The sequence below is a fragment of the Actinomadura atramentaria DSM 43919 genome (assembly GCF_000381885.1).
Taxonomy (GTDB): domain Bacteria; phylum Actinomycetota; class Actinomycetes; order Streptosporangiales; family Streptosporangiaceae; genus Spirillospora; species Spirillospora atramentaria.
The window spans coordinates 457,967-480,240 of record NZ_KB907210.1 but is presented as its reverse complement, the minus strand read 5'-3'; the positions used below and the strand labels follow the sequence as shown (position 1 = coordinate 480,240).

22 protein-coding genes are annotated in these 22,274 nt (G+C 75.0%); 18 read left to right on the top strand and 4 right to left on the bottom strand.

The annotated features are described in order from the left end of the window. Positions 1-5: 5 nt before the first annotated feature. From qcrC to G339_RS0109650, 5 genes are all read left to right on the top strand, one after another. Positions 6-917: a cytochrome bc1 complex diheme cytochrome c subunit gene (qcrC, locus tag G339_RS0109670; RefSeq protein WP_019630873.1), complete on the top strand. Its 912-nt coding sequence runs from the start codon at positions 6-8 to the stop codon at positions 915-917. Continuing rightward, positions 914-2,032 carry a cytochrome bc1 complex Rieske iron-sulfur subunit gene (gene qcrA, locus G339_RS0109665; protein WP_019630872.1) on the top strand — a complete coding sequence of 373 codons (1,119 nt, stop codon included), beginning with the start codon at positions 914-916 and terminating at the stop codon, positions 2,030-2,032. The genes qcrC and qcrA overlap by 4 nt, the downstream gene beginning before the upstream one ends. Further along, entirely contained in the window at positions 2,029-3,657 is a 1,629-nt protein-coding gene (gene qcrB / locus G339_RS0109660) for a cytochrome bc1 complex cytochrome b subunit (RefSeq protein WP_019630871.1), read from the top strand. The genes qcrA and qcrB overlap by 4 nt, the downstream gene beginning before the upstream one ends. Before the next feature lie 90 nt (positions 3,658-3,747). After that, positions 3,748-4,875, top strand: a complete 1,128-nt coding sequence (locus tag G339_RS0109655; RefSeq protein ID WP_026341296.1) for a glycosyltransferase family 4 protein — start codon at positions 3,748-3,750, stop codon at positions 4,873-4,875. Between the two features lie 139 nt (positions 4,876-5,014). Continuing rightward, a complete protein-coding gene (locus G339_RS0109650; RefSeq protein ID WP_019630869.1) occupies positions 5,015-5,818 on the top strand; it encodes a hypothetical protein in 804 nt (267 codons plus the stop codon). A gap of 56 nt (positions 5,819-5,874) precedes the next feature. Here the strand turns inward: G339_RS0109650 and G339_RS0109645 are convergent, their stop codons facing one another. Next, entirely contained in the window at positions 5,875-7,086 is a 1,212-nt protein-coding gene (locus tag G339_RS0109645) for an MFS transporter (protein WP_019630868.1), read from the bottom strand. A gap of 87 nt (positions 7,087-7,173) precedes the next feature. Here G339_RS0109645 and G339_RS33140 point away from each other — a divergent pair, with 87 nt between their 5' ends. Continuing rightward, positions 7,174-7,827 carry a TetR/AcrR family transcriptional regulator gene (locus tag G339_RS33140; RefSeq protein ID WP_019630867.1) on the top strand — a complete coding sequence of 218 codons (654 nt, stop codon included), beginning with the start codon at positions 7,174-7,176 and terminating at the stop codon, positions 7,825-7,827. Next, a complete protein-coding gene (locus G339_RS0109635; protein ID WP_019630866.1) occupies positions 7,824-8,489 on the top strand; it encodes an SDR family oxidoreductase in 666 nt (221 codons plus the stop codon). The genes G339_RS33140 and G339_RS0109635 overlap by 4 nt, the downstream gene beginning before the upstream one ends. Positions 8,490-8,530: 41 nt before the next feature. Here the strand turns inward: G339_RS0109635 and G339_RS0109630 are convergent, their stop codons facing one another. Continuing rightward, entirely contained in the window at positions 8,531-10,318 is a 1,788-nt protein-coding gene (locus tag G339_RS0109630; protein WP_026341295.1) for an AMP-dependent synthetase/ligase, read from the bottom strand. A gap of 218 nt (positions 10,319-10,536) precedes the next feature. Here G339_RS0109630 and G339_RS0109625 point away from each other — a divergent pair, with 218 nt between their 5' ends. From G339_RS0109625 to G339_RS0109600, 6 genes are all read left to right on the top strand, one after another. Beyond that, positions 10,537-11,259, top strand: coding sequence for a copper homeostasis protein CutC (locus G339_RS0109625; protein ID WP_019630864.1), 723 nt, complete (start codon positions 10,537-10,539; stop codon positions 11,257-11,259). Positions 11,260-11,291: 32 nt separating this feature from the next. Continuing rightward, positions 11,292-12,059 (top strand): metallophosphoesterase family protein, encoded by a 768-nt coding sequence (locus G339_RS0109620; RefSeq protein WP_026341294.1) that lies wholly within the window; start codon positions 11,292-11,294, stop codon positions 12,057-12,059. Between the two features lie 72 nt (positions 12,060-12,131). After that, positions 12,132-12,569, top strand: a complete 438-nt coding sequence (locus tag G339_RS0109615; protein WP_019630862.1) for an SRPBCC family protein — start codon at positions 12,132-12,134, stop codon at positions 12,567-12,569. A gap of 115 nt (positions 12,570-12,684) precedes the next feature. Further along, the gene (locus G339_RS36555; RefSeq protein ID WP_019630861.1) at positions 12,685-13,077 is read left to right on the top strand and encodes a hypothetical protein; all 393 of its coding nucleotides are present in this window, start codon (positions 12,685-12,687) and stop codon (positions 13,075-13,077) included. 116 nt (positions 13,078-13,193) lie between these two features. Next, on the top strand, positions 13,194-14,138 hold the full coding sequence (locus G339_RS0109605) for an ROK family glucokinase (RefSeq protein ID WP_019630860.1): 945 nt from the start codon (positions 13,194-13,196) through the stop codon (positions 14,136-14,138). Positions 14,139-14,143: 5 nt separating this feature from the next. Next, positions 14,144-14,848 (top strand): endonuclease/exonuclease/phosphatase family protein, encoded by a 705-nt coding sequence (locus G339_RS0109600; RefSeq protein ID WP_019630859.1) that lies wholly within the window; start codon positions 14,144-14,146, stop codon positions 14,846-14,848. Here the strand turns inward: G339_RS0109600 and G339_RS39775 are convergent. Then, entirely contained in the window at positions 14,845-15,789 is a 945-nt protein-coding gene (locus tag G339_RS39775) for a hypothetical protein (protein WP_019630858.1), read from the bottom strand. The genes G339_RS0109600 and G339_RS39775 overlap by 4 nt on opposite strands. Before the next feature lie 318 nt (positions 15,790-16,107). On the opposite strand from G339_RS39775, the gene G339_RS0109590 reads away from it, so the two are divergent. From G339_RS0109590 to thiI, 5 genes are all read left to right on the top strand, one after another. Continuing rightward, positions 16,108-16,824 (top strand): lysophospholipid acyltransferase family protein, encoded by a 717-nt coding sequence (locus G339_RS0109590; protein WP_019630857.1) that lies wholly within the window; start codon positions 16,108-16,110, stop codon positions 16,822-16,824. Further along, positions 16,811-17,992, top strand: a complete 1,182-nt coding sequence (macS, locus tag G339_RS0109585) for a MacS family sensor histidine kinase (protein ID WP_026341293.1) — start codon at positions 16,811-16,813, stop codon at positions 17,990-17,992. Before G339_RS0109590 ends, macS begins: the two co-directional genes overlap by 14 nt. 42 nt (positions 17,993-18,034) lie before the next feature. After that, positions 18,035-18,673, top strand: a complete 639-nt coding sequence (locus G339_RS0109580; protein WP_033322741.1) for a response regulator — start codon at positions 18,035-18,037, stop codon at positions 18,671-18,673. Positions 18,674-18,809: 136 nt separating this feature from the next. Then, positions 18,810-19,835, top strand: a complete 1,026-nt coding sequence (locus tag G339_RS0109575) for a 6-phosphofructokinase (protein WP_019630854.1) — start codon at positions 18,810-18,812, stop codon at positions 19,833-19,835. Between the two features lie 164 nt (positions 19,836-19,999). After that, entirely contained in the window at positions 20,000-21,238 is a 1,239-nt protein-coding gene (gene thiI / locus G339_RS0109570; RefSeq protein WP_019630853.1) for a tRNA uracil 4-sulfurtransferase ThiI, read from the top strand. A 4-nt stretch (positions 21,239-21,242) separates the two neighbouring features. Here thiI and G339_RS0109565 read toward each other — a convergent pair whose 3' ends face one another. After that, positions 21,243-22,232, bottom strand: a complete 990-nt coding sequence (locus tag G339_RS0109565) for a DUF5954 family protein (RefSeq protein WP_157407445.1) — start codon at positions 22,230-22,232, stop codon at positions 21,243-21,245. Positions 22,233-22,274 lie beyond the last annotated feature (42 nt).

The window sequence follows — 22,274 nt, the reverse complement described above, 5'->3', positions numbered from 1 at the left end:
TTTCCGTGAAAAGGTTCACCGCATGGCGACGGCGCCCGTGGGCGGGCTACGCCGTCGTGCTGGCGGCCCTGGCGGCGATCGGCGTCATCTACGCCGGTTTCTCGCCCCGGACCGACCGCGCCGAGGCGGCGAACGCGACCCAGGCGGCCGCGGACCTCAAGAACGGCCAGCAGCTCTTCGAGAAGAACTGCGCGAGCTGCCACGGCCTGAACGCCGAGGGCACCAAGGACGCCAAGGGCCACCCGATCGCGCCGAGCCTGCTCGGCGTGGGCGCCGCGGCCGTCGACTTCCAGGTCGCGACGGGCCGCATGCCCGCCATGAACCCGGGCGCCCAGGTCCCGCGCAAGCGGCCGATCGCGGCCTTCGACACCACGATCCGGACCGACTACGAGGACGAGGCCAAGCGCAAGGCCGCTGAGGCGCAGAAGGCCCAGGCCGAGAAGAACCTCGCCGACCTGCGCGAGTACATCGCCCAGCTCGGCGGCGGCCCGTCGGTCCCGGCCGCGTCGGCCGTCGACCCGACCAAGGGCGACGTCGCGCTCGGCGGCAAGCTGTTCCGCACCAACTGCGCCCAGTGCCACAACTTCACCGGCCAGGGCGGCGCGCTGACCGGTGGCAAGTACGCCCCGCCGCTGGCCACCAAGGACGTCACGCCCACGCAGATCTACGAGGCGATGCTGACGGGCCCGCAGGCGATGCCGGTGTTCAACGACACCACGCTCACGCCGCAGGACAAGCAGGCGATCATCTCCTACCTCGTCCAGACCCGCGAGGAGCCCAACCCGGGCGGCAACGGCCTCGGCCGCATCGGCCCGGTCTCCGAGGGCCTCGCCGGCTGGCTGGTCGGCCTCGGCCTCCTCGTCCTGGCCGCCGCGTGGATCACCGCGAAGAAGCCGAAGAAGCTGAAGAAGTCATGAGCGAGAACAACGAGACTCCGGACGCGCCGGAGCCCAAGCCCGTCCCGGAGGACAGCGTCCCGCTCCGGTCCGGACGCACCCCGTCGCCGGCGCAGGACACGACGCTCCTCGCGCAGGACGACATCTCCGCCCCGGCGGGCATCGGCGAGGAGATCGACGAGCGGGCGGCCAAGCGCGCCGAGCGCATCGTCGCGACGTTCTTCCTGCTGGCGTTCGCCGCCAGCGTGGGGTTCCTCGTCTACTTCATCGGCTGGAGCGGCCGCCACGGCGGCATGCACGGCGTGGACCGCACCCGCGAGTCGAACCTGTGGTTCGGCGGGCTGATGGCGCTGGCGTTCCTGGCCATGGCGATCGGCGTCACCATCTGGGTGCGCCGCCTCATGACCAGCAAGCCGATCGTCCAGGAGCGGCACGCGCTCGGCGCGGACGCCGACACGCGCGCCTCGTTCACCGAGGCGTTCCTGGAGGGCGCCGACGACAGCGGGATCACCAAGCGCCCGCTGCTGCGCCGCACCCTGCTGCTGGCCGCCGCGCCGCTCGGCATCGCGCCGCTGTTCCTGCTGCGCGACCTCGGCCCGCTGCCGGAGAAGCGGCTGCGCCACACCTACTGGGCGGACGCGGTCAAGCGCGCCAGGGCCCAGGGCAAGAAGGGCGTCCGCCTCGTGGTGGACGGCACCGGGCAGCCGCTGAAGGTCAGCGACTTCTCCAGCCCCGGCGGGATGATCACCGTCCTGCCCGAGGGCCTGGAGGAGCACCTGCCCGAGGAGCAGGTGCTGACGCAGACCGCCAAGGCCGTCACCATCCTGATCAACGTCCCGGTCGACGAGTTCAAGCCCGTCGCCGGACGTGAGAACTGGCACGTCAACGGGATCGTCGCGTACTCCAAGATCTGCACGCACGTCGGCTGCCCCGCGGCCCTGTACGAGCAGACCACGCACCACATCCTGTGCCCGTGCCACCAGTCGACGTTCGACGCCACCGACGGGGCGAAGGTCGTGTTCGGCCCGGCCGCGCGCTCGCTGCCGCAGCTCCCGCTGAGCGTCGAGGACGGCTACCTCGTGGCCACCGCCGACTTCCCCGAACCGATCGGCCCGAGTTTCTGGGAGCGCGGATGAGCGAGGCCACGGCACCGAAGGCGGTCGAGGGACCGCTGAACTTCCTCGACGAGCGGCTGGGTTCCACCGGGTTCTTCAACCGGAACCTGAAGAAGGTCTTTCCGGACCACTGGTCGTTCATGCTGGGCGAGATCGCCCTGTACTCCTTCATCATCCTGCTGCTGACCGGGACGTTCCTGACGCTCTGGTTCAAGCCGAGCATGCTGGAGGTCGTGTACGACGGCTCGTACACGAAGCTGAACGGCGTGAAGATGTCCGAGGCCTACGCCTCGACGCTGCACATCAGCTTCGACGTGCGCGGCGGCCTGCTCATGCGGCAGATCCACCACTGGGCCGCCATCCTGTTCATGTCGTCGATCCTGGCGCACATGCTGCGGGTGTTCTTCACCGGCGCGTACCGCAAGCCGCGCGAGCTGAACTACCTGATCGGCATCGGCATGTTCGTCCTCGGCATGCTGGAGGGCCTGTTCGGCTACTCCCTGCCGGACGACCTGCTGTCGGGCACCGGTCTGCGGATCACGCAGGGCGTCGCCGAGGCGATCCCGATCGTCGGCACGTACGTCTACATGTTCCTGTTCGGCGGGGAGTTCCCCGGCCAGGACATCGTGCCGCGGCTGTTCACGCTGCACGTGCTGCTGATCCCGGCGCTGATCCTCGGCCTCGTCACGGCGCACATGATGATCATGTGGCACCAGAAGCACACGGCGATGCCGGTCAAGCACCAGACCGAGGAGCAGGTCTACGGCTACCCGTTCTACCCGGTCTTCATGGCCAAGACGGGCGCGTACTTCCTGTTCACGTTCGGCGTCCTGGCGCTGCTGGCGACGTTCGCGCAGATCAACCCGATCTGGCTGTTCGGGCCGTACGACCCGGGCGCGATCTCGGCGGGCTCCCAGCCCGACTGGTACATGGGCGTCCTCGAGGGCGCGCTGCGCATCATGCCGAACTGGGAGATCACGGCCTGGGGCCACACGCTCAGCCTGAACGTGCTGATCCCGGCGCTCGTCCCGCTCGGCATCATCTTCACCGGCGCGGCGGTCTGGCCGTTCGTCGAGGCGTGGGTGACCGGCGACAAGCGGGCGCACCACGTCAACCAGCGGCCCCGCAACGCCCCGGTGCGCACCGCCGTCGGCATCGCGGCCGTGACGTTCTACGGGCTGCTGTGGCTGGCGGGCGCGAACGACGTCCTCGCGGACAAGTTCCACGTCTCCCTGTACGCCACGACGTGGTTCTTCCGGGTGACGTTCTTCGTCGGCCCGGTGATCGCCTACATCATCACCAAGCGCGTCTGCCTCGGCCTCCAGCGCAAGGACGCCGAGATCGTCGCGCACGGCATGGAGAGCGGCACGGTGCTGATGTCGCCGGACGGCGAGTTCAGCGAGCGGCACGACCCCCTGCGGGACGAGCGGCGCGCGGTGCTGCTGTCGAAGGAGAACTCCCGGCCGGAGCCCCCGGCGACGGACGCCAACGGCATCCCGGCGCCGAACTCCAAGGGCCCGCTGGGTCACCTGCGGTCCCGGCTCAACCGCGCGTGGACGTTCGACGACATCCCCGTCGAGGAGCACGAGCACGACCACGGGCACGAGGTGGAGAGCGGGCGCGAGCCCGAGCAGCTCAACCACTGACGGCACGACGCTGTTCGCCACGGGCGCGGCCCGCCACCGGAACCGGTGGCGGGCCGCGCCGCGTTCGGGCCTGCGGCCTATCCTTGGCCGGTGACCAGGACCCTCGTGGTGACGAACGACTTCCCGCCGCGGCCGGGGGGCATCCAGGCGTTCGTCCACAACCTCGCGGTGCGCCGCCCGGCGGGCTCGGTCGTGGTGTACGCGCCCGCGTGGAAGGGCGCGGCCGCGTTCGACGCGGCGCAGCCGTTCCCCGTCGTGCGGCATCCGACGTCGCTGATGCTGCCGGAGCCGGGCGTGCTGCGGCGCGCCGCCGACCTGCTGCGCGGCGAGCGCTGCGACTCGGTGCTGTTCGGCGCGGCGGCCCCGCTGGGGCTGCTCGGGCCCGCGCTGCGCGGCCGGGGCGCGGCGCGGATCGTCGGGCTGACGCACGGGCACGAGGCGGGCTGGGCGTCGCTGCCGGTCGCGCGGCGGCTGCTGCGCCGCATCGGCGACGGCGCGGACGCGCTGACCTACCTCGGCGAGTACACGCGGTCGCGGCTGGCGCGGGCGCTGTCGCCCGGGGCGGCGGCGCGGTTGGCGCGGCTGGCGCCGGGCGTGGACGAGACGCTGTTCCGCGCGGGCGCGGGCGGTGCGGAGATCCGGGCGCGGCACGGCCTGTCCGACCGCCCGGTGGCGGTGTGCGTGTCGCGGCTGGTCCCGCGCAAGGGCCAGGACACGCTGATCCGGGCGTGGCCGCGCGTGCTGCGGTCGGTGCCGGACGCGGCGCTGCTGCTCGTCGGCGGCGGCCCGTACCGCGCCGACCTGGAGCGGCTCGCGCGTGCCACGGGCGTCGAGCGGTCGGTGGTGCTGACCGGCGGCGTGCCGTGGGAGGAGCTGCCCGCCCACTACGACGCGGGCGACGTGTTCGCGATGCCGTGCCGGACGCGCCGCCGGGGCCTGGACGTGGAAGGGCTCGGCATCGTCTACCTGGAGGCGTCCGCGACGGGCCTGCCGGTGGTGGCGGGCGACTCGGGCGGCGCGCCGGACGCGGTGCTGGACGGCGAGACGGGCACGGTCGTCCCGGGCCGCTCGGTCGCGGCGGTCGCGGACGCCGTCGCGGGCCTGCTGGCGGACCCGGCGCGGGCGCGCGCGATGGGGGAGAAGGGCCGGGGCTGGGTCGAGCGGGAGTGGCGCTGGGAGCTGCAGGCCGCCCGACTCGGCACGCTTCTGGATGGTTGATCCCGCGCCGCCGAAATTAGGGCGATAAGCCGCTTTTCGTGACGATCGGGCGGGTCCGGTCGGCGGTTCGGACACGGGGGCGCGCCTGGGACGGGCGTCCTGGCGGGATTCCGGCCGAATCGGTGGCAGGATGCCGTCCATGACGGACGTCGAGGACGCGTGGACGCCGGTCTCCGGGGACTCGGTCGGCTGGCTCGCCGCGCTGGACCCCGAGCACTGCTACTCGGGGTTCGAGCCGCCCGGCCGCCCCGACGCGGCCTGGCTGCTGCACGCGATGTACGTGTGGCGCGACGGCCTGGTCACCACCACCCACGACGACGTGTACCGCTCGGTGCGCGCCGCGGGCCTGGCCGAGCCCGAGGGCGGCGGCGACGGCGCGGAGGCCGAGGTCGGGGAGCTGCTGGAGGACGCCGTCGTCACCGGCAACCAGCTCGGCCGCAGCGGGCACCCCGGGCCGGGGTGGCGGCGGCTGCGCTGGTCGGAGCTGGCCGCCGGATTCGGCGGGCCGGTGGTGCCCGAGGGCGAGTACCCGGGGCACCGGTGCCTGCGCCAGGCCCACCCGACGGGGAGCTGGTCGGCGGCGGTCGAGCCGCCCGCCGAGGGCTGCCTGGACCGGGAGGGCTGGAACCGGCTGATGACCGTCCTGGCCCGGCACAGCCCGGACGGGTACGACACGCGCTGCCTGGCGTACTACTGCCCCCTGGTCACCGCCGACTGGGACCGCGAGACCGTCCTCGCGGGCCGCCTGGTGGACGCGCCCGCGCTCTACGACCACCCGGCGATGGCGAGCTGCCCGTCCGACCTGTGGGCGGCGGACCGCTCGTGGGTCGTGTACTGCGACTGGGACCTGTGGGGCACCAAGGTCGTCGGCCCGGCCGCGCTGGTCGAGGAACTGCTGGCCGACCCGGAGCTGGAGGCCCTGCGCCTGCCCTGGGCGGGCTGACGCGCGGGGGCCGCCGCCCGGCCCGGCCGGACGGCGTCCCCGCGGGCGGCCGCCGGTCATCCGGCGCGCAGCCCGCGCCGCGCCGCCGCGACGAGCCCGGCGGCGAGCGCGAGCAGCGCGGCCAGGACGAGCGCGACGGCGGCCAGGCCCCGTCCGGCGAGCGCGGCGGCGAGCTGCGGGCCCGCGCTGGCCCCCACGAACATCAGCGCGGTGTAGAGCGAGATCGCCGGGGCGCGCCGGTCGCCCGCCCGCGAGCCGACGAGGTCGATCATCCCCGGCGCGGCGACGCCGACCCCGGCGGTGACCGCCATGAGCAGCAGCGCGAGGACGCCGGTGCCGGGCGTCAGGACCCCGATGAGCGCGGTCCCGGCGGCGGTGACGAGCAGCGCGGCGGCGCAGCGGCGGACCGGGTCGAGCCGCGCGAGGCGGGCCGTGGCGAACGGGATCGCCAGGATCACCGGCAGCGCGGCGGCCCGCAGGCCGAGCAGCCCGCCGGTGCCGGTGAGCTGGAGGCCGGTGTAGATCGCGACGAACGAGCCGAGCAGGATCGGCACGGCGAGGTACAGCAGCCGCAGGCCCGGCGTGCCGAGCAGCCGCGGCATCGCCCGGTAGGCGGCGGCGGGGGAGCCGCCCCGGCCGGGCGCGTCCGGCAGCAGCACGCGGTGCAGCGCGAGCGCGCCCGCGGCGAACAGGACCGCGCCGAGCGCGAAGAACGAGCGCCAGCCGAGCAGTGCGAGCATCGCCTGGGCGAGGAGCTGCCCGACGACGGAGGCGGCCAGGAAGCCGGTCGTCATCGCGGTGACGGTGAGCAGGCGGCGGCGCGGCTCGACGCGCTCGCCGACGTAGGCCATCGCGACGGGCGGGAACGCGCCGATCGTCAGCCCCTGCAGCGCCCGCAGCGCGAGCGCGACGCCGAGGCCGGGCGCGAGCGCGACGAGCGCGGTGGTGACGGCCGTCGCGGCGACCCCGGCGACCATGACGCGGCGGCGGCCGAACCGGTCGGACAGCGGCCCGAAGAGCAGGAACCCGGCGGCGTAGCCGAGGCCGAACGCGGTGACCAGCCAGGTGAGCGGGCCGGGGCGGGTGTGCCAGTCGGCGGCGGCCGCGCCGACGAGCGGGATCGCGCCGTAGAGCTGGGACGTGGCGAGCAGCGCCACGACGGACAGGACGGCGACGGTGCGCGCGAACGGCGCGGTCGCCGGAACGGGACGGTCGGGCCGCGCGGATCGGGCCGCGCGGATCGGGGGGAGGGCCGTGGTCGAGGTCATGCCGAGAACCGTAGGCAACCAACCGGTTGGAAGTCAACTATTCAGTTGGAATCCAACCGGAAAGTTGGTTGGGGCTAGGATGGCGGCATGACCGACACCGACGCGGGCGGCGCCGCCCGCCCCCTCACCGGAGCCGCCGCCACCCGCGCCGCCCTGCTCGCCGCCGCCCGCGAGGAGTTCGCCGAGCACGGCGTCGCGGGCGCGCGCGTCGACCGGATCGCCGCGCGCGCGGGCGTCAACAAGGAGCGCATCTACGGCTACTTCGGCAACAAGGAGAAGCTGTACGACGCGGTGATGCGGATCGCGCTGGACGAGGTCGCGGCCGTCGCGGCGTCCCCCGGCGACGATCCCGCCGCCTACGTCGGCGCGATGTTCGACCACTACCGCACCCGCCCCGACCTCGTACGGCTGCTGATGTGGGAGTCGCTGCACCACCGCGACGGCACGCTGCCCGAGCAGGCGTGGCGCGAGGAGCGCTGCCGCGCCAAGGCGACGGAGCTGGCGGCCGGGATGGGCCGCGAGCCGACCGCCGAGGACGAGCGGCTGATGCTCACGCTCAAGGGCCTGGCCCTGATCCCGTTCGTCCTGCCGCGCATCGCCGAGCTGATGGGCGTCGGCGTGGACGACCCCGCCGACGTCGCCGCGCTGCGCGACCACGTCACCGGATTCGCGTGCGCCGCGCTGGGCGGCCCGCCCGAGTCCGGGGACGCCGAAGGCGAATCCGTAGTATCGGGATCATGAACATCGTGATCGCGGGAGGGCACGGCCAGATCGCGCTGCGGCTGGCCCGGCTGCTCTCCGCACGGGGGGACGTCGTCCACGGGCTGGTCCGCAACCCGGACCACGCCGAGGACGTGCGCGCGGCGGGCGCGGAGCCGATCGTGCTGGACCTGGAGTCGACGCCGGCCGACGAGCTGGCCGAGCGGATCGAGGGCGCGGACGCCGCCGTCTTCGCGGCGGGCGGGGGCCCGAGCAGCGGGGCGGCGCGCAAGGACACCGTCGACCGGGGCGCGTCGGTGCTGCTCGCGGAGGCGTGCGAGGGCGCGGGCGTGCTGCGGTTCGTGCAGATCTCGGCGGTCGGCGTGGACCAAGAGCCCGCGCCGGACGCGAGCGAGCAGTGGGCCGCCTACGTGCGGGCCAAGCACGCCGCCGAGGTGGACCTGCGCTCGCGCGACCTGGACTGGGTGATCCTGCGGCCCGGCACGCTCACCGACGACCCCGGCACCGGGCAGGTGACGCTGGAGGACTCCGGCGACGTGCCCGAGGGCGGGTACGGGCGCGTCACCCGCGACGACGTCGCCGCGGTGATCGCCACGCTGCTGCCCGCCAGGAACGTCCGGCACCGGACGCTCGACCTGTCCAACGGCCCGACCGCGATCGAGGACGCCGTCGCGGAGCTGTGACCGCGCGGGCGGGGACCGGGCCGGCCCCCGCCCGCGGCGCGTCAGGAGTAGATCGACTCGATCTCGTCCGCGAAGTCCTTGATGACGGCGTGCCGCTTCACCTTGAGGCTCGGCGTCATGTGGCCCGCCTCCTCGCTGAAGTCCACGCCGAGGATGCGGTACTTCTTGATCGCCTCGGCGTGCGAGACGGACTTGTTGGCCTCGGCGACCGCGCCGTCGATCTCCGCGACGACGTCGGGGTCCGTGCGGAGCTGCGCGACGGTCATGGCGGCGGGCTTGCCGTGCCGCTCCTTCCAGGGGCCGAGGGCCTCCTCGTCCAGCGTGATCAGCGCGCTGATGAACTTGCGGCCGTCGCCGACGACGAGGCACTGGCTGATCAGCGGGTGGGCGCGCAGGCGGTCCTCCAGCGGCGCGGGCGCGACGTTCTTGCCGCCCGCGGTGACGAGGATCTCCTTCTTGCGGCCGGTGATCTTCAGGAAGCCGTCGTCGTCGAGGGCGCCGAGGTCGCCGGTGTGGAACCAGCCGCCCTCCAGGGCCTCCTTGGTGGCGGTCTCGTTGTTCCAGTAGCCCTTGAGGATGTTGACGCCCTTGACGAGCACCTCGCCGTCCTCGGCGATCCGGATCGTCACGCCGGGGATGGCCTGCCCGACCGTCCCGATGCGCAGCGCGCCGGGCCGGTTGACGGTCGCGGGCGCGGTGGTCTCGGTGAGGCCGTAGCCCTCCAGGATCGTGATGCCGACGCCGCGGAAGAAGTGGCCGAGGCGCTCGCCGAGGGCCGCGCCGCCCGACACCGCGTACTGGACGCGGCCGCCGACGGCCTGCCGCAGCTTGCCGTACACGAGGACGTCGAACACCTTGTGCCGCAGTTTGAGGCCGAGGCCGACGTTCCCGTCCTGGAGCGCGCGGCTGTAGGCGATGGCGGTCTCGGCGGCGGCGTGGAAGATCTTGCCCTTGCCGTCCGCGGCGGCCTTCTGCTCCGCGCCGTTGTAGACCTTCTCGAACACGCGGGGGACCGCGAGCAGGAACGTCGGCTGGAAGGACGCGAGGTCCGGCAGCAGGCTCGGGACGTCGCTGTGGCCGAGGACGATCCCGGCCTCGACGGTCGCGACCTCGATCAGCCGCGCGAACACGTGCGCGAGCGGCAGGAACAGCAGCGTGGAGCTGCCGTCCACGGTGACCTCGGAGATCGCGCCCTGGATGGCGTTGCGGGCGGTGGAGACCAGGTTCCCGTGGGTGATCTCACAGCCCTTGGGCCGCCCGGTGGTGCCCGAGGTGTAGACGAGCGTGGCGACGTCGCCGGCCCCGCGCGTGCCGCGGCGCTCGGTGACGACCGCGTCGTCCAGGTCCGCGCCGGACGCGGTGACGGCGGCGAGGTCGCCCGCGTCGATGCCCCAGACGTGCGCGAGGGCGGGCAGCCGGTCCCGGACCCCCGCGATGGTGGCCAGGTGCTGCTCGGTCTCGGCGAAGACGGCCTTCGCGCCGGAGTCCCCGACGATCCACTCGACCTGCTCGGCCGAGGACGTCTCGTAGATCGGCACGACGACGCCGCCCGCCGCCCAGACGCCGTAGTCCAGGACCGTCCACTCGTACCGGGTCCGGGACATCAGGGCGACCCGGTCGCCGGGCTCGATCCCCGCCGCGACGAGGCCCTTGGCGATCCCGGTCACCTCCGCCGCGAACTCGCCGGCCGTGACCGCGCGCCAGGCCGCGCCGGTCCGGCGGCGCAGCACGATCGTGCCGGGTGCCTCCGCGGCCCGGCCGAACGGCGTGTCGGTCAGGTTGGCGGAGCCGGGCACCTCCACCACGGGCGGGACGCTGAACTCGCGCACGGCCACTCCTCAAGGATTTGTCACTGCAGGGCGGGGAAGACGCTACCGGTTCCTCAATCGCCGATGATACCCGCGAGTAGCAAGAGGGCCCGCCGCCCGCTTCACCACCCCTTCGAGCTGGGCGCCTAACGGACCGGCAAAGTCCCGCGCCGCCACCCCGGACCCCGCGACCGGCTCGCCTACCCTCGACGCGGAGCGGACCGCCGGAGGGGAGACGCGTGGCGCTGCTGGAAGTGGTCGCCCTGACGCCCGCCGACGCGCGGGCGGCGCAGGCGGGCGGCGCCGACCGGATCGAGGTCGCCGCGGACCTGGCGGCCGACATGGCCGCCGACGGGCTCACCCCCGACCCCGACCGCGTCGCCCGCATCCGCGACGCCACCGCGCTGCCGATGCGGGTCGTGCTGCGCGCCAACGCGGGCCTGCGCACCGGCGGCCCCGAACTCGACCGGCTCCGCCGCGCCGCCGCCGCGCTGGCCGCCGCCGGGGCGGACGGGTTCTGCTTCGGCTTCCTGGACGAGCGCGGCGCGCCCGACACCGCCGCCGCGCTGCGGCTCGCCGACGCCGCCCGCCCGCTGCCGTGGACGTTCCACCGCGCCGCGGACCACGCCGCCGACCCGGCCGCCGCGTGGACGGCCGTCCGCGCGCTCGCCGCCGAGCCGGGCGGCGGCCTCGACGCCGTCCGCACGGCGGGCTCGCCGCGCGGCGTGGACGCGGGCCTGCCCGTGCTGGCCCGCCGCGCCGCCGAGGACCCGCGCGCGGCCGGGCTGATCGTCGCCGGGGGCGGCCTGCGGCGGCGGCACGTCGCGGTGCTGGCGGCGGCCGGGATCACCGCGTTCCACGTGGGCGCGGCCGTCCGCCCGGACGGCGCGTGGGACGCGCCCGCCGACCCGGCGCTGGTCGCGGAGTGGCGGGCGCTGGTCCGGGCGGCGACCGGCGGCTGACCGAACCGGGTTCGACGCATTACATTCGCAACATGCGCATCCACGTCGTGAGCGACGTCCACGGCCGCGCCGACGCGCTCGCGGGCGCCGCCGAGGGGGCGGACGCCCTGATCTGCCTCGGCGACCTCGTCCTGTTCATCGACTACGCCGACCACGGCCAGGGCATCTTCGCCGACCTGTTCGGCCAGGAGGCCGCGGACCGCTTCATCGAGCTGCGCACCGGCAAGCGGTTCGAGGAGGCCCGCGCGTTCTCCCGCGAGAAGTGGGCGTCGCTCGGCGGCGACGCGTGGCCGCACATCGAGCGGGCCGTCCGCGCCCAGTACGCGCGGCTGTTCGCGGCGATGCCGTCGCCCGCGTACCTCACGTACGGGAACGTGGACGTCCCGTCGATGTGGGCCGAGCACCTGCGGCCCGGCCACCGGGTGCTGGACGGGGAGGCCACCGAGATCGGCGGGCTGCGCTTCGGGTTCGTCGGCGGCGGCCTGCGCACCGAGTACCGCACCCCCTACGAGCTGGACGACGACGCCTACGCGGCGAAGGTCGCGGCGGTCGGCGCGGTCGACGTGCTCTGCACGCACATCCCGCCGGAGATCCCCGAGCTGCTGTACGACACCGTCGCGCGCCGGTTCGAGCGCGGCAGCCGCGCCGTGCTGGAGCTGATCGAGGAGACCCAGCCCCGCTACGCGCTGTTCGGGCACGTCCACCAGCCGCTCGCGCGGCGGATGCGGGTGGGCCGCACCGAGTGCGTCAACGTCGGCCATTTCCGGGCCAGGGGCGTGCCGTTCGCGCTGACGGTGTGAAACGGGCGCGCCAGTGTGAAAGATAGGGACCGCCAATCACGCGACGGCGCAGGCCGGGAGGACGGGAAAGTCATGGCGGAGCGGACCAGTTCGACCATCCACATCGCGGCGAGTCCAGCCGAGGTCATGGCGGTGATCGCCGACCTGGCGGACTACCCGTCGTGGGCGAGCGGCATCCGGGGCATCGAGGTCCAGAGCACCGACGGCGACGGACGGGCCGAGCGCGCCCGGCTCACCTTCGACGGCGGGCCGTTCAGCGACACGGTCGGCCTCGAGTACACCTGGACCGGCGACACGGCCGTGACCTGGCGGCTCGTCGAACCCGGCGCGGTCGTCACGGGCCTGCACGGCTCCTACGAGCTGGCCGCGTCCGGCGACGGCGCGGACGTGACGTACCAGCTCGCGGTGGACGTGCGCATCCCGATGATCGGGATGGTCAAGCGCAAGGGCGAGAAGCGGATCATCGACTCGGCGCTCAAGGGGCTGAAGAGGCACGTCGAGTCCGCCTAGCGGCGCGACCCGTGCTGCGACCCGTGCCGCGACCCGTGCCGCGACGAGAGTAAGAGCTTCGTTACCACGGTGGAGCGATACCGTTTCACGCCCACAACGGATGGAAAATGTTCTGATGACCGAGCAGCAGCCAGGCGACGTCCTCGACGAGGCGGTGCAGCTCCTCGACGTGCTCCGGCGGCGGTTCGCGGGCGGTTCCGGCGGCCCGTCCGCCGCCGGCGACGCGTGGGGCCGGGCCACCGCGCGGGTGCCGCACATCGCGACAGGGGCTCCCGAATGCACGAACTGCCCCCTCTGCCGGGCGGCCGCGCTGGTGCGCGCGGCCGGGCCCGGGGTGCGGCGGCGCGTCCGGGACGCGGGCGGCTCGCTGCTCGCGGCGGCGCTGGCCGCCGCCGCCGCGTTCGACCCGGCCCGGGACGGCGTCCCGGGCCCGGGCGCGGAGTCGGCCCGGGGGGAGCGGGGCGGTCCGTGGGCCGCCGCGACCCGCGAGGCGGCGGAGCGCGGCTGACGCCGCCGGTCCGTCCGTCGGCGCGGGCGGGGGTCGCGGCGCTCGGGCCGCCTGCGGGGCGGCGCGTCGCGACGGTCGCGTCCGCCGGGTGAGACGAAAGCTGAGGAGGAGCGTCCATGAGCCTGACCATCGGTGTCGATGTCGGCGGAACGAAGGTGGCGGCGGGCGTCGTCGACGACGACGGGGCGATCGTGGAGAAGGTGCGGCGGCCCACGCCCTCCACGGACCCGGAGGAGACGGCCCACGTCATCGCCGAGGTCGTGGAACTGCTCAAGGGCAAGTACCCGGACGTGTCGGCGGTGGGCCTGGGGACCGCCGGGTTCGTGGACGAGGACCGTTCCACGGTGCTGTTCGCGCCGAACCTCGCCTGGCGGGACGAGCCGATCAAGAAGAAGGTCGAGGGCCTGGTCGGGCTCCCGGTCGTGGTCGAGAACGACGGCAACGCCACCGCGTGGGGCGAGGCCCGCTACGGCGCGGGGCGCGGCCAGGACTTCATGGTCTGCATCACCCTCGGCACCGGCATCGGCGGCGGCATCATCGTGGACGGCGAGCTGAACCGCGGCCGGTTCGGCATCGGCGCGGAGTTCGGGCACTTCCGCGTCGTCCCGGACGGGCGGCGCTGCGGCTGCGGCAACCGGGGCTGCTGGGAGCAGTACGCCAGCGGCAACGCGCTCGTCCACGAGGCCCGCGACCTGGCGCGCGTCGCGCCCGCGATGGCGGGACGGCTGCTGGACCTGGCCGAGGGCAGCCCCGAGCGCATCCACGGCCCGCAGATCACCCAGGCCGCGCGGGAGGGCGACGCGGCGGCGCTGGAGTGCTTCGACTCGGTCGCCCGCTGGACCGGGCAGGGGCTGGCCGACCTCAGCGCCATCCTCGACCCCGGCGCGTTCGTCATCGGCGGCGGCCTGTCGGACGCGGGCGACCTGCTGCTGGAGCCGATCCGCGAGGCGTTCCAGGCCGCGCTGACCGGGCGCGGGCACCGGCCGCTGCCCGACATCCGCATCGCCGAGCTCGGCCCGGCCGCCGGGATCGTCGGCGCGGCGGACCTCGCCCGGATCTGACCGGCGTGCCCGTCGTCCGGGTCCTCGGCTACAACCTGCGGTCGCTGCGCGACGACGAGGCCGCCGCCGTCCGCGTCGTCCGCGCCCTGGACCCGGACGTGGTGTGCCTCCAGGAGGTGCCCCGCTTCGGGGCGTGGCGGCTGCGGCGGCGGCGGTTCGCGGCGGCGTGCGGGCTGCGCGTCGCGGCGGGCCGCCGGGCGTGCGGGCTCGCGGTGCTGGCCGCGCCGCGCGTCCGCCGCGTCGCCCGCGAGTTCCACCTGCTCGCGCCCGCGCCCGGACTGCACCGGCGGGCGCTGGCCGTCGCGGTGCTGGAGGCGGGCGGCGTCCGGTTCGCGGCGGCCAGCACGCATCTGGACCTGCGGCCCGCGCCGCGCCTCGCGCACGCGCGGGAGGTCCTGGCGCTGCTGGACCGCGCGGCGGCGCGGCACGGCGCCCCGGCGGTGCTCGCGGGCGACGTCAACGAGGAGCCGGGCGGCCCCGCGTGGACGCTGCTCGCGGCCGCGCTGCGCGACGCGCACGCGGCCGCCCCGGCGGGGGAGTCGGCGACGTTCCCCGCGCGGAACCCGCACCGGCGCATCGACGGGATCTTCGCCGCCGACGCGTTCACCGTCGTCGGCTGCGGCGTGCCCGCCGACGCCGGCGCCGCGCGGGACTACCCGCTCGCCACCGACCACCGGCCCGTCCTCGCCGAGCTGGAGCTGCCCGGCTAGACGACCGCGCCGCCGTCCGGGTCGCGCGGCTCGTCGCCCATCCGCAGCACCAGCGTCACGAACCCGCCGATGAACGCGGCGACGGCCAGGAACGCGGCCCAGCCGGGGACCTCCCAGTCGAGGATGACCGTGACGAGCAGGTACAGCGGGCCGCCGACCAGCGCGATCCACGCGCCCTTGGTCACCGGGTCGGCGTTGGGCAGCGGCGCGGGCGGCGGCGGGACGTAGTGGCCCTCGTCGTCGGCGGCGGGGAACTCCTCGTCCTCGTCGTCGGCGGGGCGGATCACCCGGGCGCGCGGCAGGCGGCCGGTGCGGTCCGCGCCCGGCGGGGGCGGGGCGGGCTCGCGGACGTTCTCCTCGTCGGGCCAGGGGGTCTCGCCCTCGGGGACGGCGCGGTCGAAGCCCGCGACGATCTCCGCCCAGATGGCGTCCTCGTCGCGCACCGCCGCGCCGCCGCCCGGCTCGGCGTCGGGCTCGTCCGCCTCGGCGTCGGCCGGCGGCTGGTCGGGCGGGAGGGCCGCGCCGGACTCGCGCAGCCGCGTCAGGTGGACGCGCAGCACGCCCTCGGCGGTCGGCTTCATCGCGACGTCCACGTACAGGCGGTCCAGCGGCTCGCCGTCCTCGCCGGTCGGCTCGGCCGCCTGCTCGTCGGCGGGGGCGTCCGCGCACTCGGCCCGGGGCTCGGTCGCGCGCGACTCGGTCGCCCGGGGTTCGTTCGTCCGTGGTTCGTTGGTTCGGGGTTCGTTGGCACGGGGTTCGGTGGTCCGGGGTTCGGCGGCGCGCGGCTCGGCGTGCTCGTCCGCGCGCGGCGCGCCGCCGGTCGCGTACGCGGCGACGCCCGCGTCCCGCAGGGCCGCCAGCAGCGCGTCGGCCAGGTGCGGCGCGAGATCGACGAGCGGCGCGTAGGCGTCCGCTGAGAGTCCGTTGCCTCGGCGATTCACGGGGGCGGTTCCTCCGTCGATTGCGCGGCGGCCGACAGCACCGGCATGAAGGCCCTCCGCTCCGCACAGGAAAAGGTGTGTCCCACGGTATGCGCTGAGCCGCCGGGGACAACCCCCCGAGGGCCGCGAACACACGGCCGCGTGCTCCGAGCCTACGTTCCCCCGGGCGTGCGCGGGGCGCGCGGGCGGCGGGATCGGCGGGAGCCCGTTCTGCGCGGTGCGACGGGGATGGGAAGATGTCCCATCATCCCCCGGGCCGGGCGGGGGATGCGACGTGTGCGCCGCGATCCCCGAGGCGGAGTGGAGGAAGGTACCGGAATGCTGTGGTTCTGGATTCTGCTGAGGATCGTCCTCTCGCCCATCATGTACGCGGTGTGGCGGCCGAGGAACTCCGGGATGCGCAACGTCCCCAAGCGCGGACCGGCCCTGCTGGTGAGCAACCACCTGTCCTTCGCCGACCACTTCTTCGGCCCGCTGCCGCTGATGCGGCCGATCTTCTTCATCGGCAAGGAGGACTACTTCACCGGGTCGGGGATCAAGGGCCTGGTGAGCAAGGCGTTCTTCACCGGCGTCGGCGTCGTCCCGGTCGACCGGACGGGCGGCAGCGCCGCCGAGGCCGCGCTGGACACCGGGCTGCGCATCCTGCGCGAGGGCAAGCTGCTCGGCATCTACCCCGAGGGCACCCGCGCCCCCGACAACCGGCTGTACCGGGGCAAGACGGGCGTGGCGCGGCTGGCGCTGAAGTCCCGCGTCCCGGTCGTCCCGATGGCGATGATCAACACGTTCGAGCTGATGCCGCCCGGCAGCCGGCTGCCCAAGGTCGGCGTCCGCCCCGGCGTCCGGTTCGGCGAACCGCTCGACTTCTCCCGGTACTACGGCCAGGAGGACGACCGCGAGGTCCTGCGCAAGATCACCGACGAGATCATGCAGGCGATCCGGCAGCTCTCCGGCCAGGAGTACGTCGACCGGTACGCGGCGGACGTGAAGGCGGAGCAGGCGGGCCGTGACCCGCGTCCCGCCGATGACGACGACTGACGGCCGCGCCGTCGGCGGGCTGGAACCCGCCCTGTGGCGGGCGGTCGCCGTCTACCGCTGGCTGGCCCTCGCCTACGCCGCCGTGATGATCTCGGTGAACGCGGGGAAGTACGCGCACCCGCTCGGCGGCTGGGCCGCGCTCGGCGCGATGACCGTCTGGACGGCGGTCGCCACCGTCCTGTTCGCCGACCCGCGCCGCCGCACGCCCGCCGCGCTCGCCGCCGACATGGCCGTCGCGCTCGGCTGCCTGCTCGCGACCGCCTACGTCGAGACGCCCGAGGGCCTGGCCGAGGGGCGGCCGACGCTGCCGGTGTCGTGGGTCGCCGCGACCGTCCTGGCCTGGGCGGTGCGCGGCGGCCGCCGCGTCGGCCTGGCCGCCGCCGCGCTCATCGCGGCGGGCAACGTCGCCCTGCACCTGCTGGCCGGGAACGGCCTGTCGTTCGGCCGCAGCATGTTCAACGGGATCGTGCTGCTGTTCCTCGCCGGGCTCGTCGTCGGGCACGTCGTGCGGCTCGCCCGCGACGCCGAGGCGCGGCTGTCGCGCGCCGTCGAGCTGGAGGCGGCGACGCGCGAGCGCGAGCGCCTGGCGCGCGGCATCCACGACTCGGTGCTCCAGGTCCTCGCGATGGTCCGCCGCCGGGGCGCGGAACTGGGCGGCGAGGCCGCCGAGCTCGGGCGGCTGGCGGGCGAACAGGAGACCGCGCTGCGCGCCCTGATCGGCGGGGACGCGCCCGCGCCCGCGTCCGGCACCGCCGACCTGCGCGCCCTGCTCGCCGCGCACGGCTCGACGACCGTCACCGTCGCGACGCCCGCGACGCCCGTCACGCTGCCCGCGCCCGCCGCCCGCGAGATCGACGCGGCCGTCGCCGCCGCGCTCGACAACGTCGCGCGGCACTGCGGGCCGGACGCGCGCGCGTGGGTGCTGCTGGAGGACGGCCCCGACGGCGTCGTCGTCAGCGTCCGCGACGACGGCCCCGGCATCGCGCCCGGCCGCCTCGCGGCGGCCGAGTCCGCCGGGCGGCTCGGCGTCGCGCAGTCCGTGCGGGGCCGCGTCCGCGACCTCGGCGGCACCGTGGAGATCGTCTCCGCGCCCGGCGCGGGCACCGAGATCGAGATGGTCCTGCCCGCGGATATCAAGGACTTTCCGGGTGTCCCGCCCCGCCCGTAGGGTGGCCGGGTGACCGACGAGACACCGACCCCGCTGCGCGTCATGGTCGTCGACGACCACCCGATGTGGCGGGACGCCGTCGCCCGCGACCTCGCCGAGGCGGGCCACGAGGTCGTCGCGACCGCCGGGGACGGCCGCACCGCCGTCCGCGTCGCGCCCGCCGCCCGGCCCGACGTGCTCGTCGTGGACCTCCAGCTCCCCGACATCAGCGGCGTCGAGGTCACCCGGCGGCTCGCCGCCGCCGACCCGCCCGTCCGGGTGCTGGTGCTGTCGGCCAGCGGCGAGCAGCAGGACGTCCTGGACGCCGTCAAGGCCGGGGCCACCGGCTACCTGCTGAAGTCGGCGGGCCGCGCCGAGTTCCTGGACGCCGTGCGCCGCACCGCCGCCGGGGACGCGGTGTTCACCCCTGGCCTGGCCGGGCTCGTCCTCGGCGAGTACCGGCGGCTCGCCGCCGCGCCCGGCGGGGCCGACGACGGCGCGCCGCGCCTCACCGACCGCGAGACCGAGGTGCTGCGGCTCGTCGCCAAGGGCCTCACCTACAAGCAGATCGCCGCGCGGCTCGTCCTGTCGCACCGCACCGTGCAGAACCACGTCCAGAACACGCTGCGCAAGCTGCAGCTCCACAACCGCGTCGAACTCGTCCGGTACGCGATCGAGCGGGGGCTCGACCAGGACGGCTGACCCGGCCGCGCCGTCCTGACCGTTGTCCCGGCGGGGCGCGCCCGGACGCACTATGGTCCAGACCAGTGGCGGCGCGCGGGACGACGCGGGCCGCGCCGGTGCAGGAGGGAGCACGGTGTCCGGACAGGGAGAGGGCATGCGCGTCGGGGTGCTGACCGGGGGCGGCGACTGCCCCGGCCTGAACGCGGTGATCCGCGCCGTCGTGCGCAAGGGCGTGCAGGTCTTCGGCTACGAGTTCGTCGGGTTCCGGGCGGGCTGGCGCGGCCCCCTCGAAGGGGACACCGTCGCGCTCGACGTCCAGGCCGTGCGCGGCATCCTGCCCCGGGGCGGCACCATCCTCGGCTCGTCGCGCACCAACCCGGTCAAGGTCGACGGCGGCATCGAGCGGATCAAGGACAACCTCGCCGGGCTCGGCGTGGACGCGCTCGTCGCGATCGGCGGCGAGGACACCCTCGGCGTCGCGCGGACCCTGTTCGAGAACGGCGTCAACGTCGTCGGCGTCCCCAAGACGATCGACAACGACCTCGGCGCGACCGACTACACCTTCGGCTTCGACACCGCCGTCAACATCGCCACCGAGGCCATCGACCGCCTCCACACCACCGCCGAGAGCCACCACCGCGCGCTGATCTGCGAGGTCATGGGGCGGCACGCGGGGTGGATCGCGCTGCACGCCGGGATGGCGGCGGGCGCGAACGTCATCCTCATCCCCGAGCGGCCGTTCGACATCGAGAAGGTCGTCGAGTACGTCGAGAGCCGGTTCCGCACCCGCTACGCGCCGATCATCGTCGTGTCGGAGGGCGCGCACCCGATCGACGGGCAGATGGAGCTGCAGACCGGCGAGCTGGACGCGTTCGGGCACGTCCGCCTCGGCGGCATCGGGCAGCGCCTCGCCGACGAGATCGAGAAGCGCACCGGCAAGGAGGCGCGCGCGACCGTCCTCGGCCACATCCAGCGCGGCGGCACGCCGAGCGCGTTCGACCGGGTCCTGGCGACGCGGTTCGGGCTGAGCGCCATCGACGCCGTCCGGGCGGGCGAATTCGGGACGATGGTGGCGCTGCGCGGCACCGACATCGTCCGCGTCGGGCTGGAGGACGCGGTGAAGGAGCTGAAGACCGTTCCGGCCGAGCGGTACGAGGAGGCCGAGGTCTTCTTCGGCTGACGGTTCCCGGCGGACCCGGCCCGACGCGGGCCGGGTCCGTCCGCGTTCCCGGGAACATCCCGCGCCGGTCGCGGCATTGTCCAGTGTGGGCCAGACTAGACGTCGGCCTTGTCCGGACTTCCCGTCCCGGGCCCATCCCGTCCGGTCCCGTTGGAGGAACCCCCATGACCACGCTCGACACGGCGCCCGCCGGTGCGGCCGGGGAGCACGCGCCGGTCGACGGCGAGCCGTGCGTCCTGATCAAGCTCGGCGAGGTCGTCCTCAAGGGCAAGAACCGCGAGCTGTTCGAGCGGCGGCTGGCCGACAACGTCCGCGCCGCCGTGCGCCCGATCGCCCGGGTGGACGTGATCCGGCGGCACGGCGTGTTCATCGTCCGCACCAAGGACGCCGACGTCGCCACGGTCGACCGGCTGGCCGCGCGGATCAGCGACGTGATGGGCATCGTCTGGGCGCACCGCGCCTGGCGGGTCGGCAAGGACGTCCCGAGCGTCGAGCGCGCCGCGCTGGAGCTGATGGACGGCCGCACCGGCAGCTTCGCCGTCCGGTCCCGGCGCCGCGACAAGCGGTTCCCGATGACCTCCACCGAGCTGGACCGCCACATCGGCGGGCAGCTCGCGGACGCCTACGGCCAGCCGGTCCGGCTGAAGAACCCCGACCACACGCTGTCGATCGAGGTGGACCGCGACGAGGTCTTCGTCTACTCGGGCGGGTTGCCCGGCGCGGGCGGGCTGCCGGTCGGGATGAGCGGCCGCGCGCTGGTGCTGATGTCGGGCGGCATCGACTCGCCCGTCGCCGCGTACCGGATGATGCGGCGCGGCCTGCGCGTGGACTACCTGCACTTCTCCGGGATGCCGTTCACCGGCCCCGAGTCGATCTACAAGGCGTACGCGCTGGTCCGCGAGCTGGACAAGTTCCAGGGCGGGTCGCGGCTGTTCGTCGTGCCGTTCGGCAAGGCCCAGCAGCAGATCAAGTCCTCCGGCGCGGACCGGCTCGCGGTGATCGCGCAGCGGCGGCTCATGCTGCGGACCGGCGAGCTGCTCGCCCGCCGCCTCGGCGGCGGCGCGCTGATCACCGGGGACGCGCTCGGCCAGGTGTCCAGCCAGACCCTCGCCAACATCACCGCGCTGGACGACGCGGTGGAGCTGCCGATCCTGCGGCCGCTCGTCGGCATGGACAAGATCGAGATCATCGAGCAGGCGCGGCGCGTCCGCACCCTGGAGATCTCCGAGCTGCCCGACGAGGACTGCTGCACGCTGCTCGCGCCGCGCCGCGCCGAGACCCGCGCCAAGATCGACGACCTGCGGCAGATCGAGAAGCGGCTGGACGTCGGGGAGCTGGCCGAGCAGCTCGCCGCGTCGGTGCAGGAGCACCGGCCCGTCTACGGCGACGCCGGGGCGGCCTGAACCGCTAGCGGACGCCCGGGTCGCCGGGGCGCGGCGGCTCCGGCCCGTCCGGGCCGAACAGGGTGATCCGTTCGAGGCGGACGATCCGGAAGCGCCGCCCGGCGACCTCGATGCCGTTGCGGCGCGTGCCGTCGTCCATGAGCGCGGCGGCGTAGGCGTACTCGGCGAGCGTCGTGCGGTCGGGATGCTCCAGGACCGGCGCGATGTGCCGGAAGTAGTTGGCCAGGGACTCGCGGGCCCGGCCGGGCAGTTCGTGCAGGCGTCCGGTGGGCCGCCACTGGCCGTCGCAGCGCTCGGCGACGGTGAACATCGGCGCGAGGGCGACCGGGGTGCCGTACGCGTCGGCGGGGCCCGGGGGCGCCGCGGCCTCGCGGAGGCGGTCCAGCAGGTCGGCCGCCCCGGCGTCGGGGACCGGGCCGTCGTCGCGCAGGACGTCCCACGGACGGGGCGCGGGCGGCCGGAGGCCGTGCGGGCGCGGGTCGGGGTCGCTGGGGCGGGGCGGTTCGGGGCCGTCCAGGCCGGTCCGGACGAGCTGTTCGATGCGCACGACGCGGAACCGCGATCCGGCGGCGGCGACCTCGTCGGGCGGGTCATCCCCCGAGCCCGTGCCCGAGCCGGAGCACGTGCCGTCGCAGAAGCCGTCGCAGGGCGCGTCCGCCGGGCAGCCCCGGACCCGCCGCGCCGCCGCGCGGTAGGCGTCCGCCTCGGCCGGGGTGAGCCCGGTGAGCGCCGCCCGGTCCGCGAGGACGTCCGCCAGGATCTCCCGCGCCCCCTGCGGCAGCGGGTCGCACGCGCCGACGATCCGCCACTCCCGCGCGGCCCGGCCGCCGCCCGCCCGCTCGGCGGGGGCGAACAGCGGCCCGACCGCGACCAGCTCGGGATAGGCGGCGGCCGCCCGGCGCGCGTCCGCGAACCGCACCGCCGCGACCGGGTCGACGCGGTCCAGATCGTCGGGGAAGAGCCTGCCGCCGGCGTCGCCGTCGCCTGTGGTCATGCCGAGCATCATCCTCGCCGGGGCCCGGTTTGGCGAGTGGTT

Excerpts from the sequence above, each read along its gene's own strand:
- G339_RS0109575 (WP_019630854.1), top strand. The coding sequence starts at position 18,810 with ATGCGCGTCGGGGTGCTGACCGGGGGCGGCGACTGCCCCGGCCTGAAC.
- G339_RS0109590 (WP_019630857.1), top strand. The coding sequence starts at position 16,108 with ATGCTGTGGTTCTGGATTCTGCTGAGGATCGTCCTCTCGCCCATCATG.
- G339_RS0109650 (WP_019630869.1), top strand. The coding sequence starts at position 5,015 with ATGACGGACGTCGAGGACGCGTGGACGCCGGTCTCCGGGGACTCGGTC.
- G339_RS0109580 (WP_033322741.1), top strand. The coding sequence starts at position 18,035 with ATGGTCGTCGACGACCACCCGATGTGGCGGGACGCCGTCGCCCGCGAC.
- G339_RS0109635 (WP_019630866.1), top strand. The coding sequence starts at position 7,824 with ATGAACATCGTGATCGCGGGAGGGCACGGCCAGATCGCGCTGCGGCTG.
- G339_RS0109645 (WP_019630868.1), bottom strand. The coding sequence starts at position 7,086 with ATGACCTCGACCACGGCCCTCCCCCCGATCCGCGCGGCCCGATCCGCG.
- thiI (WP_019630853.1), top strand. The coding sequence starts at position 20,000 with ATGACCACGCTCGACACGGCGCCCGCCGGTGCGGCCGGGGAGCACGCG.
- G339_RS0109615 (WP_019630862.1), top strand. The coding sequence starts at position 12,132 with ATGGCGGAGCGGACCAGTTCGACCATCCACATCGCGGCGAGTCCAGCC.
- macS (WP_026341293.1), top strand. The coding sequence starts at position 16,811 with ATGACGACGACTGACGGCCGCGCCGTCGGCGGGCTGGAACCCGCCCTG.
- G339_RS33140 (WP_019630867.1), top strand. The coding sequence starts at position 7,174 with ATGACCGACACCGACGCGGGCGGCGCCGCCCGCCCCCTCACCGGAGCC.
- qcrB (WP_019630871.1), top strand. The coding sequence starts at position 2,029 with ATGAGCGAGGCCACGGCACCGAAGGCGGTCGAGGGACCGCTGAACTTC.
- G339_RS0109605 (WP_019630860.1), top strand. The coding sequence starts at position 13,194 with ATGAGCCTGACCATCGGTGTCGATGTCGGCGGAACGAAGGTGGCGGCG.
- G339_RS36555 (WP_019630861.1), top strand. The coding sequence starts at position 12,685 with ATGACCGAGCAGCAGCCAGGCGACGTCCTCGACGAGGCGGTGCAGCTC.
- qcrA (WP_019630872.1), top strand. The coding sequence starts at position 914 with ATGAGCGAGAACAACGAGACTCCGGACGCGCCGGAGCCCAAGCCCGTC.
- G339_RS0109565 (WP_157407445.1), bottom strand. The coding sequence starts at position 22,232 with ATGACCACAGGCGACGGCGACGCCGGCGGCAGGCTCTTCCCCGACGAT.
- G339_RS0109620 (WP_026341294.1), top strand. The coding sequence starts at position 11,292 with ATGCGCATCCACGTCGTGAGCGACGTCCACGGCCGCGCCGACGCGCTC.